The organism is Rhizobium moroccans (assembly GCF_057559155.1).
In genome coordinates, this window is the sequence record NZ_JBHFJG010000018.1 from 1 (window position 1) to 11,481 (window position 11,481).

The 11,481-nt window shown below is 61.2% G+C and carries 9 protein-coding genes; 8 read left to right on the plus strand and 1 reads right to left on the minus strand.

Annotated features, from left to right (window positions below; all coding sequences use genetic code 11):
- From ACE04I_RS12055 to ACE04I_RS12080, 6 genes are all read left to right on the plus strand, one after another.
- A partial coding sequence (locus ACE04I_RS12055) for a hypothetical protein (RefSeq protein WP_487207079.1) occupies positions 1–382 on the plus strand: 382 nt, incomplete at its 5' end.
- Positions 383–605: 223 nt separating this feature from the next.
- Positions 606–1,556 carry a phosphoribosylaminoimidazolesuccinocarboxamide synthase gene (locus ACE04I_RS12060; RefSeq protein WP_487207080.1) on the plus strand — a complete coding sequence of 317 codons (951 nt, stop codon included), beginning with the start codon at positions 606–608 and terminating at the stop codon, positions 1,554–1,556.
- A 43-nt stretch (positions 1,557–1,599) separates the two neighbouring features.
- Positions 1,600–2,202: a TetR family transcriptional regulator gene (locus ACE04I_RS12065; RefSeq protein ID WP_487207081.1), complete on the plus strand. Its 603-nt coding sequence runs from the start codon at positions 1,600–1,602 to the stop codon at positions 2,200–2,202.
- Between the two features lie 166 nt (positions 2,203–2,368).
- Entirely contained in the window at positions 2,369–3,577 is a 1,209-nt protein-coding gene (locus ACE04I_RS12070) for an efflux RND transporter periplasmic adaptor subunit (protein WP_046796817.1), read from the plus strand.
- A 42-nt stretch (positions 3,578–3,619) separates the two neighbouring features.
- A complete protein-coding gene (locus tag ACE04I_RS12075) occupies positions 3,620–6,727 on the plus strand; it encodes an efflux RND transporter permease subunit (protein WP_487207082.1) in 3,108 nt (1,035 codons plus the stop codon).
- A gap of 124 nt (positions 6,728–6,851) precedes the next feature.
- Positions 6,852–8,300, plus strand: a complete 1,449-nt coding sequence (locus tag ACE04I_RS12080) for an efflux transporter outer membrane subunit (protein WP_046796815.1) — start codon at positions 6,852–6,854, stop codon at positions 8,298–8,300.
- 94 nt (positions 8,301–8,394) lie between these two features.
- On the opposite strand, the gene efp is transcribed toward ACE04I_RS12080, so the two are convergent.
- A complete protein-coding gene (efp, locus tag ACE04I_RS12085) occupies positions 8,395–8,964 on the minus strand; it encodes an elongation factor P (RefSeq protein WP_046796814.1) in 570 nt (189 codons plus the stop codon).
- Positions 8,965–9,130: 166 nt separating this feature from the next.
- Between efp and epmA the strand changes: the two genes are divergently transcribed.
- Positions 9,131–10,201 carry an EF-P lysine aminoacylase EpmA gene (epmA, locus tag ACE04I_RS12090; RefSeq protein WP_487207083.1) on the plus strand — a complete coding sequence of 357 codons (1,071 nt, stop codon included), beginning with the start codon at positions 9,131–9,133 and terminating at the stop codon, positions 10,199–10,201.
- Entirely contained in the window at positions 10,198–11,244 is a 1,047-nt protein-coding gene (locus ACE04I_RS12095) for a lysine-2,3-aminomutase-like protein (RefSeq protein WP_487207084.1), read from the plus strand. Before epmA ends, ACE04I_RS12095 begins: the two co-directional genes overlap by 4 nt.
- Positions 11,245–11,481 lie beyond the last annotated feature (237 nt).

Here is an 11,481-nt window from a genome sequence, read left to right on the forward strand (position 1 = left end):
GGTTTCAGCTCCCGTCATTCCGCAAGGAATGGCGAAAGGCAGTGAAACCAAAAGAAACAAGGTGTTCTCTTGTCAAAACGTGACCGTCACTTTGTCTTCAATGAGATCCCATAAAGGACCCCGCGAGACGCCGCCGACCACGTTTCTCTTTCTTCTCATATTCAATTGTCAAATAACAGACATCCAGAAAACCAGACGTCACCAAATCCCTAAGCCGAACTCTAAACCCGGCTCCAATCAGCGTCAGCCAATCTCTAGGATTTCTCTAGAACAAAGGACTTCGTCGCCAGCAGCGCCGCCGCCCTCGTTCAGTGAGCGGCGTTATAAGCGGAGCCCCGGAAACAAGTCAACAGGACTCGATCAGAAAAAATCAAAAAAGTGACAAACTTCTGATTTCAAAGGGAAATTGACGATTTTCCGGGCGGAGACACCTTTTCATCATTTGGTAAGAAAGCTTAACGTCCCGGACGACTACATGAATGTCTGGGTTTGCCGCTCGAAGGGGTTGCCCGTGGCAGAATCCTTGTGTGTCCGGTGCAAAACATGCGATATCAGCCGGACACAATTTCCCAGCCTGTGGGCTATCCAACCAGAAAGCGGTAGAATTGCGCGTCCTCGACCAAGCCACCATTCCCGAACTGCCGAACCACTATCAGGGCAAGGTCCGCGAAAACTACGACTTGCCGGATGGCCGGCGCATCATCATCGCCACGGACCGGCTCAGCGCTTTCGATCGTATTCTCACGTCCATTCCCGACAAGGGACATGTGCTGACTCAGACCGCACGCTACTGGTTCGAGGCGACACGGGACATCTGCCCCAATCACGTGCTGGACTATCCGGATCCGAACGTGGTCATCGGCCGCCGCCTCGACATCCTGCCCGTCGAGATCGTCGTGCGCGGCTATCTGGCGGGCACCACCGGCACGTCCCTGCTCACGTTATATAAGAAGGGTGAGCGCAATATGTACGGGCTTTCCCTGCCGGATGGGCTGAGGGACAACGAGGTGCTTCCGGAACCGGTTATCACCCCGACGAGCAAAGCATTTGACGGCGGTCATGACGAGCCCCTCACTCCGAAGGAAATCGTGGAGCAGGGACTTCTCACGGCCGCTCAATGGGAGCAGCTTTCGCACTATGCGCTTGCGCTCTTCGCGCGCGGCCAGAAGCTTTCGGCTGAACGCGGGCTCATCCTGGTCGATACCAAATACGAGTTCGGCACGGATGCCGAGGGGAATATCGTGCTTGCCGACGAGATTCACACGCCCGACAGCAGCCGCTACTGGATGGCCGACAGCTACCGGCAGGCATTCGAGGTCGGCTCCCGACCGAAAAGCTTCGATAAGGATTTCGTTCGGGCATGGGTGGCGGAGCGGTGCGACCCTTACAAGGACGACATTCCCCCCATTCCCGCCGAGCTGATCGAGGAAACCGCGACGGTCTACCGGACCGCCTTCGAGATGATCACCGGCAAGCCGTTCATTCCGGATACCGGCGGCGTGACAATTCTCGACCGCATCAGAGAGAACCTGAAACCCTATTTCACCGCGAATTGATCGCTCTGTGGGAGCCGGAACGGAGCTGTTGAAGAGAACGACATTGCGCAGACCCAGACGAAAAGCAGAGGAAACGCGCGAGGATATCCTCGCCACCGCGGAAACGCTTTTTCGCGAGAAAGGCATCTCCGGATGCTCGATCGCCGATGTCGCCCATGCTCTGCAAATGTCGCCCGCCAACGTCTTCAAGCATTTCCATTCCAAGGCTGCGCTCGCCGATGCCATCTGCGAGCGTCACATCGATCTCATGATCGGCCGTTTCGGAACGCTGGATTCCTCCGCTCCGGCTCCCGAGAGGCTTTGCATAGTGGTGCGCAAGCTGATGGAAGCGCATCTGAAGGATATCCGCGAGAACCCGTATCTTTTCGAACTGATTCTCCTGATGTCCGAGGCAAACCTGCCAAGCGGCCGTCATTACAAACAGTTGATTGAAGCTCTCTTCCTCGACCTTATCCGCGAGGGGATCGAAAGCGGTGTCTACGACGTAAGTGACCCGGAAACCCTCAGCCGGCATGTTGCAAGCGCCTTCGCAAGCGTATTGCATCCCATACTCCTTGCGAAAACCGACATCGAGGAACTGCATGACCGATGCGATGGACTAGCTCGCCTGATCAATGCTGCACTGCAAAGTTCGCTTGCAAAGTGACGATATTTAATTTACGTCACTTTGCCGTCGAAGCGGCACACCAGGCCGGCATTTGTTGGTGGCCACTTCCGCGACCGACAAAAACGGCTTAATTTCCCGATCTTCTGCCGCCGGCGAACGAATCGCGCCGGGGCCGATGCCCCCGACGCCCTTGCTGGATGAGACCATGACCGGACGCAAGTTTACCCTTCCCCTGCTTTTCGCCCTGGCACTCGCCGGCTGCAGCGATTCCGGCCAGAACGGAGCCGGCAACCCGGCTGGAGGAGCCGCAGCGGAGCGCCCGCCATCGCCCGTCAGCGTGGTCACGATGAAGAAGTCCGAGCAGCCGATCACCCGCGTTCTGCCGGGCCGCGCCGTGGCCTATCAGTTGGCCGACATCCGACCGCGCGTGACCGGTATCGTCCGGGACGTGGCCTTCAAGGAAGGCAGCGACGTCAAGGCCGGCGACATCCTGTTCCAGATCGAGGACGATACCTATGCGGCGGAAGTAGCGCAGGCGCGCGCCAGCCTCTCCAAGGCGGAGGCAAGCATTCCGAGCGCCCAGGCCAACTTCGCCCGCTACGAGCGGCTGGTCAACAGTGGCGCGACCCAGATCGAGTTCGAGAATGCCAGGGTGACGCTGCTGCAGGCCCAGGCGGATGTGGAGCAGGCGAAAGCAGCCCTGGAGGCCGCCGAGATCAACCTCAACCTGACGAAGGTCCGGGCTCCCTTCGACGGCATCACCTCGATCTCCAACGTCGACATCGGCAACATCGTGACGGCCAACCAGACGACGGCACTCACCACGCTGCGCCAGCTCGATCCGGTTTACATCGACCTCACCGAATCGAGCACCAATCTTCTGGAACTTCGATCCGCAATGGCTTCGGGACGGCTGAGCAGCACGCCGGGCGAAGCCGCGATCAGGTTGACCCTGGAAGACGGTACGGAATATCCGCACGCGGGCAAGCTCGACATGGCCGAAATGGCGGTAAGCGAAACGACGGGCACCTACCAGATCAGGGTCCTGTTCGAGAACCCGAACAGAATAATCCTGCCGGGAATGTATGTGCGGGCCACGGTCACCCTCGGCTTGGAGAGCGGCTATCTCATTCCGCAGCGTGCAGCGACGCGCAATGCGAACGGGCAGCTCTCGGCTAAATTCGTGGCCGCCGAAAACAAGGTGGAAACCCGCATCTTCGCGACCAGCCAGGTCTCGGGCGACAACTGGCTGGTGACCGAGGGCATCGCCGACGGCGATCGCCTGATCGTCGACGGTTTCCAGTGGATCGCCGACGGCGCTGCGGTCCAGCCCGTCGAAGCCACCGTCAACGAGGAAGGCCTCGTCGTGGAATCCCCCAAGCCGGAAGCCGCCCAGCCGGGCGCCAATCCATAAATCTCCTCGCAGCAGAAGACGAAACAGGCGCAAGGAACTCCAATGGCCAATTTCTTCATCCGGCGACCGGTTTTCGCCTGGGTCATAGCGATCGTCATCATGCTTGGCGGGGCCCTTGCCATCGTCACTCTGTCGATCTCTCAATATCCCGACATCGCCCCTACGACGGTCCGCATCACCGCGAGCTACGACGGAGCAAGCGCCGAAACGGTCGAGAAATCGGTGACGACGATCATCGAGGACGGCATGACCGGCCTCGATGATCTCACCTACATGACATCCTCGTCCTCGACTGGCAGTGCCTCGGTGACGCTCACCTTCGGCAACAGCATCATGCCGGACATCGCCCAGGTGCAGGTGCAGAACAAGCTGCAGCTCGTGCAATCGCAATTGCCGGACGTCGTTCAGCAGCGCGGCATCCAGGTGGCCCGCTCGACCTCGAGCATTCTTATGGTTGGCGCACTCGTCTCGACCGACAGCAAGCGCAACTCCGTGGATCTCGGCGACGTCTTTTCGACCCAGATCGAAGACAAGATAAAACGTCTCGAGGGCGTCGGCAGCATCGACATCTTCGGCTCCGGCTATGCGATGCGCATCTGGCTCGATCCCTTCAATCTGCAGAAGTACCAGCTTACCGCGGCCGATGTGACCGCAGCCATCCAGGCGCAGAACACCCAGGTTTCGGTCGGTTCGCTCGGCGGCCTTCCTTCAGAGAAGGGCCAGCAGCTCACCGTCACCATGACGGCGCAGAGCCAGCTCACCACCGTCGATGAATTCGAATCGATCATTCTGAAGGTTGAACAGGGTGGTGCGACCGTTCGGCTGAGCGATGTTGCCCGCATCGAAATCGGCCAGGAAAGCTATGCGGCAAGCTCCCGCCAGAACGGCCTTCCTTCGACCGGTTTCGCTGTCAATCTGGCGACCGGCGCAAACGCTCTTGATACGGCCGCCCGCGTGAAGGCCGCCCTGGCCGAGATCGGACCCACGCTGCCGCAGGGGATCGAGATCACCTATCCCTACGACACCACGCCCTTCGTCCAGCTTTCCATCGAGAAGGTCGTTCACACGCTCATCGAGGCCATTGTCCTCGTGTTCGTCGTGCTCCTGATATTCCTCCAGAACCTGAGGGCCACGTTCATTCCGATGATCGCCGTGCCGGTGGTGCTGCTGGGTACCTTCGGCATTCTCGCGCTGGCGGGCTATTCCATCAACACGCTCACCATGTTCGCCATGGTGCTGGCGATCGGCCTTCTCGTCGACGACGCGATCGTCGTCGTCGAAAACGTCGAACGCATCATGGATGAGGAAGGCTTAGGCCCGCTCGAGGCGACCGAAAAGTCCATGGGTGAAATCACCGGCGCGATCATCGGTATCGCACTGGTGCTGACCGCCGTCTTCATTCCGATGGCATTCTTCGGCGGCTCCACCGGCATCATCTACCGGCAGTTCTCCATCACCATCGTATCGGCGATGCTTCTTTCCGCCGTGGTCGCGATCGTGCTCACGCCGGCGCTTTGCGCCACCATGCTGAAGCCGATCGATCACCACAAGAAGCGTCGCGGCATCGGCGCCTGGTTCAACCGGGGCTTCGATCGATCCACCCGCGGCTATGTCTCGACCGTGGGTTATCTTCTCAAACGTCCGCTTCGGGTGTTCCTGGTCTTCGCGCTGGTCATCGCCGGCTGCGCCTGGTTGTTCACCAGGCTGCCGAGTTCGTTCCTCCCCCAGGAAGACCAAGGCGTTCTGCTGACCATCGTCCAGACTCCGACCGGTTCGACGAGAGCCCGCACGGATGAAGTCGTGAAGAAGGTCGAGGCCTATTTCCTCGAACAGGAAAAGGCAAACGTCGACGTGGTCTTCGGCGTCCTCGGCTTCAGCTTCGGCGGATCCGGGCAGAACAACGCGATCGTCTTTACCAAGCTCAAGGATTTCGGGGAGCGAACCGGCGCGGGCCAGTCGGCCGCGGAAATCGTCCAGCGTGCGAGCGGCTATTTCTTCACGCTCCGCGATGCTCAGGTCTTTGCGCTCCTGCCTCCAGCCATCCAGGGGCTTGGCACGACAAGCGGCTTCTCCATGTATCTCGTCGACAGCGGCAATCAGGGCAACGCGGCGCTGACCACGGCATCACAGCAGCTTCAGCAGAATGTCCTCGGCAATCCGAACATCAGTTCGCTGCGAACCAACAGCCAGCGGACGGAAACCCAGCTCAAGATCGTCCTGGACCAGGAAAAGCTTGGCGCCATGGGTGTGGATCTGGCTTCCGTGAACTCCATGCTGGCGACGATTTTCGCCGGCCGCGACGTCAACGACTTCACGCTCAACAACGAGCTGAAGCCGGTCTATGTCCAGGGTGACTCACCCTTCCGCATGCAGCCGGACGACCTGAAATACTGGTACGCCCGTAACACTCAGGGAGAAATGGTGCCCTTCTCCTCCTTCGCCAAGGTGGAATGGATATCGGGCTCTCCTCAGCTCGAACGCTTCAACGGCACCAGCGCGGTCGCGCTTGATGGGGCCGCGGGCCCGGGGGTCAGCACCGGACAGTCCATGGATGAGATGGAGCGGCTCACTGCCGAAATGCCCGGCGGATATTCGGTCGCATGGCAGGGCATCTCCTACCAGGAACGGCTTTCCGGCTCGCAGGCGCCGATGCTCTATGCACTTTCGGTCCTGATCGTCTTCCTGTGCCTCGCCGCCCTTTACGAGAGCTGGTCTATTCCCTTCTCGGTGATTTTGGCTGTTCCCGTCGGCGTGCTCGGTGCGCTCACCGCGGCGTTTTTGTTCGGCCAGGCGAACGACGTCTACTTCAAGGTGGGCCTGCTCACGACCATCGGCCTGGCCGCCAAGAACGCGATCCTGATCGTCGAATTCGCCAAGGACCGGCAGGAAGGAATGGGCCTCGTCGAGGCGACCTTGGAAGCGGCCCGCCTCAGGCTGCGGCCGATCATCATGACTTCGCTCGCCTTCATCCTGGGCGTAGTACCGCTGGCGATTGCTACCGGCGCGGGTTCCGCGGCGCAGAATGCCATCGGCATCGGCGTCTTGGGTGGTATGCTTTCTGCAACACTTCTCGGAATTTTCTTCGTTCCGTCCTTCTTTGTGGTCGTCAGACGGTTATCAAAACGTGAAAAACAGGAGATGACAGTATGAGTTCTGTTAAGAGCTGATAGTGTACGCTCGCCGGAAGTGTTGAGTCGGTCCGGGCGTAGAGTGCGGAAGGCTGGGCCGGGGGGCCTGCCTTTCTAGAGTTTGTTAGGGCACTTAGGACAGAAAAATGACATCCATTCGCGCAGCGGCTCCACTCGTCCTGCTCCTGCTTTCCGGCTGCGTCGTCGGCCCGGACCATAAATCTCCGGAAATATCGCTTCCCGCCAAGTTCGGGGAGGGCAGCACCAAGAGCAATGGCGACGTTTCCATGGCTCCCTGGTGGAACGCCTTTAATGACAGCCGCCTCAACGGATACGTCCAGCAGGGTCTCTCCCAGAACCTCGACGTGCTGCAGGCGCTGGAGCGGATCAACCAGGCGGAAGCCAACGTGGTCGCCGCAGGCGCCGGCAGCCTGCCGAGCCTGACGCTATCCGCAAACAACACCACCAGCGGCGCCGATACCCGGCCGAATTCGCCGGCCACCGAAGCCACCCGGAACACCACCGCCGGCAATGTCGACGTTTCCTGGTTCCTCGACCTCTTCGGCCGCTACAAGCGGTCCAGAGAAAGCGCACTTGCGAACCTTGATGCGGCCTATGCCAGCGTCGACGTCGCCCGTCTTTCGCTGCTGTCGCAGATCGCGGCCGCCTATATCGACGCCCGCTACTACCAGGAGCGTATTGCACTTGCCCGGCAGAACCTCAATTCACGCCGCGAGACGCTGCAACTGACGCGCCTTCAGCTTGAAGCCGGCGCCGCTTCGCGTCTCGATGTCGTCCAGGCCGAAGGTCTCGTCAACACCACCCTGGCGGAGCTTCCGGGCCTCGAGACCAATTTCCGGCGCGCAACCCATCGCATCGCCACTCTGCTCGGCCAGCCGGCCTCCACCTACGTGGCGGAAATGCAGAAGGGTGCCCGCCAGCCGGCCGCCCGCGTCAATCCCAGGTCCGGCGTCCCGGCCGATCTTATCCGCAACCGTCCGGACATCCGCGCCGCCGAGCGGCAACTGGCCGCCTCGGTCGCGCAGGTCGGCGTGGCCGAATCGCAGCTTTATCCTTCGATAAGCCTCGGCGGCTCCATCTCGCCGAGCTATAGCGCCATTTCGAGCAGCTCGGACAGCCGGGGCATATCCTGGTCCTTCGGTCCGGCCCTCACGCTGCCCGTCTTCGACGGCGGCGCCCTGAAGGCCAATGTCCGAAGCGCCGAGTCCATCGCAAGGGAAGACTATCTCACCTGGAAGCAGACCGTTCTCAATGCGGTCGAAGAGGTCGAGAACGCCCTGGCGGCTCTTGCCCGCGACGGCCGTACCGTGGCCGCGCTTCGGGAAACGGTGCGCTCCTACCAGGAAGCGCTGAGCCTCGCGACCGCGAGCTATCGTGACGGCGCCTCCTCGCTGCTCGACGTCCTCGACGCCCAGCGTCAGGTCTCGACCGCCCAGGCCAACCTCGCCGCAGCCATCCAGCAAATGGCGCAGGATTATGTCGCGCTCAACGTGGCGATCGGCGGCGGATATGCCTTCGGCCAGGGTCCGACCAGGGTTGCAGCGGCAAGCGCCGGCCCCGTCATCACGAAGTAAGAGAGGCCGGCAACGGCCTCTTCCATTCGATCAGACATTAAAAAACCTCCGAAGCAGCAGCTCCGGAGGTTTTTTATTGCCGATGAAAGGCAGCTCAGCTCTTGGCGCGCTCGACGTAGGAATTGTCTTCGGTCGCGATGACGACACGGGTACCGGCATCGATATGCGGCGGGACCATCGTACGGATGCCGTTGGAAAGCATAGCCGGCTTGTAGGAGGAGGAGGCCGTCTGGCCCTTCACGACCGGCTCGGTCTCGACGATCTCGAGCGTGACGTGACGCGGCAGCTGGAGCGCCAGCGGCACGCCTTCATGGATGGACAGGATGCAGGTCATGCCTTCCTGCAGATAGGCCTTCTGGTCGCCCATGGTCTCTTCGCTGACGACGACCTGGTCATAGGTTTCGGGATTCATGAAGTGGAAGCCTTCGCCGTCCTCGTAGAGGTACTGGAAGTTCACGTCTTCCACGAAAGCGCGCTCGACCTGCTCGGTCGTACGCCAGCGCTCCGATACCTTCACGCCGTCGACGATGCGGCGCATATCCACCTGCGTGACGGGTGTGCCCTTGCCGGGGTGGAAGTTCTGAGCGGTAAGAACCACATAGAGCTTGCCGTCGACATCGAGGACGTTGCCCTTGCGGACGGAGGAGGCGATGACCTTGACCATAGGATTCCCTTGTGCGTATCGGCTTGTGCTTGCCAGAAATGCGTCGTAGAGGACCGGATGATTGACCGGGCCCGAAGGACGGACGATCTGTTTTCTCGGCGCACCTACCCTAAAACGGCGCAAAGTGGAAGCCTCGCCGCAACGAACCGGCGAAGAAAGCCTTGAAATGAGCCCCTTTCGATCAGCTCAAGCTCCTATGCCCTGGTGGACGCCGGAAAACCACGCGGACCGCCGGCCCTTCCTCATGGGCCGCAATGCCATTCAGACGGGCTTGCGGAGATTCTTTGCCGAGCGGGACTTCCTCGAGGTGGATACGGCCGCACTGCAGGTTTCCCCCGGAAACGAGACGCATCTTCACGCCTTTTCGACCGAAGCGATTGCCATCGACGGGCGAAAGGCGCCGCTCTATCTGCACACCTCGCCGGAATTCGCGGCCAAGAAGCTTCTCGCCGCTGGCGAAGAGCGTATCTTCACCCTCGCGCATGTCTATCGCAACCGGGAACGCGGACCGCTGCACCACCCCGAATTCACCATGCTGGAATGGTATCGCGTCGGCGAGAGTTACGAGCGGCTGATGGCCGACTGCGCCGAAATCCTCGCGCTTGCAGCCGAGACCATGAAGACGGATCGCTTCGCGTTCCGCGGTATCGAGGTCGATCCCTTCGCCGAATCCGAGCGGCTGAGCCTGGCCGAGGCTTTCGACCGTTTCGCAGGCATCGATCTTCTGGCCTCCGTCGCCCCGAGCGGAGAGACCGACCGCGATCTGTTGGCCGCAGCGCTCACGCAAGCCGGTATTCGCTTTTCCGATGACGATAGCTGGGCCGATCTCTTCAGCAAGGTGCTGGTGCAAAGGATAGAGCCGGAGCTCGGACGAGGCCGGGCGACCATTCTTCATGAATATCCGGTTTCGGAAGCTGCCCTTGCCCGGCCCTCCGATCGCGATCCGCGTGTTGCCGAGCGTTTCGAGCTCTACGCCTGCGGTGTCGAACTCGCCAACGCCTTCGGCGAGCTGACCGATGCCGGTGAGCAGCGCCGCCGCTTCGAATATGAAATGGCGGAAAAGGCCCGCATATACGGCGAGCGTTACCCGTTGGACGAGGATTTCCTCGATGCGCTCGAGGTTATGCCGGATGCGAGCGGTGCAGCACTCGGCTTCGACCGGCTGGTGATGTTGGCCACCGGGGCCACTCGTATCGACCAGGTGATGTGGGCGCCCGTCGCGGAGGTACTTGCATGACCGCCGCCCGTTCTTTGAAGACGCCGGACGAGCTTGCAAAGGCAAGCCTGATTTCATCGGAGCGGCTCCCCGGCATCCGCGCCGTGGCGGAGCGCTATGCCATCGCGCTGACGCCGACGGTCGTTTCCCTGATCGACCGCGGCGACAAGCAGGACCCGATCGCCCGTCAGTTCGTTCCCGATCCGAGCGAGCTTCTGACCGTCCCCGAAGAAAGGGCGGATCCGATCGGGGATGCCGCGCATAGCCCCGTCAAGGGGATCGTCCATCGCTATCCCGATCGCGTGCTCCTGAAGGCGGTGCATATCTGCCCGGTCTATTGCCGCTTCTGCTTCCGCCGCGAAATGGTCGGACCTCAGGGAGAAGGCACGCTCGCACCCGAGGAGCTTTCCGCCGCGCTCGCCTATATTCGCGACCACTCGGAAATCTGGGAAGTGATCCTCACCGGCGGCGACCCGCTGGTGCTGTCGCCTCGCCGGCTCTCGGCAATCATGCAAGGCCTTGCCGAAATCCCGCATGTGAAGATCATCCGCTTCCACACCCGCGTGCCGGTAGTCGATCCCGATCGGATCGACGAGGCTCTGATCGCCGCGCTGAAGGAAAGCGGCAAGGTGATCTATGTGGCGCTCCACGCAAATCACCCGCGCGAGCTGACGGAGGACGCCCGTGCAGCCTGCGCCCGCCTGATCGATGCCGGTTTCCCGATGGTGAGCCAGACAGTGCTGCTGCGCGGCGTCAATGACGATCCGGCCGTGCTCGGCGAACTGATGAAGGCCTTCGTCGAGACGCGGATAAAGCCCTATTACCTGCACCACCCCGATCTTGCCCCCGGCACCAGCCATTTCCGGCTGGACATCGCCGAAGGCCAGAGGATCGTTTCGGCGCTGCGCGGCAACATCTCCGGCCTCTGCCAACCGACCTATGTGCTGGATATTCCCGGCGGTCACGGCAAGGCCGTCATCGGCGAAAGCGCGGTTCGCCGGGAGGGCGGTTGTTATTCCGTTAGCGATTTCCGCGGCGGGGAGCATGAATATCCTCCGAAGTGAGGGGCGGACATGCGTTCACATCCGCACGGCGCGCGCGCCTGCGGTTTCAAAGAGCGGTCTGGAGAGCCCACACGAATGCGGAACCTCGCAATTGTTTAGTTCAGTGGCTCCGCATTCGCGTGGCCTACGGCGTTCTCTCGGGGCTTCCGGCCCCTACAGGTGATTGCCTCGCCTCGCTGCGTGGCCCTTTCAGGCCACTTGCACGGCTCAACCGAACCTGGCCTGGCGGCCAGGGGG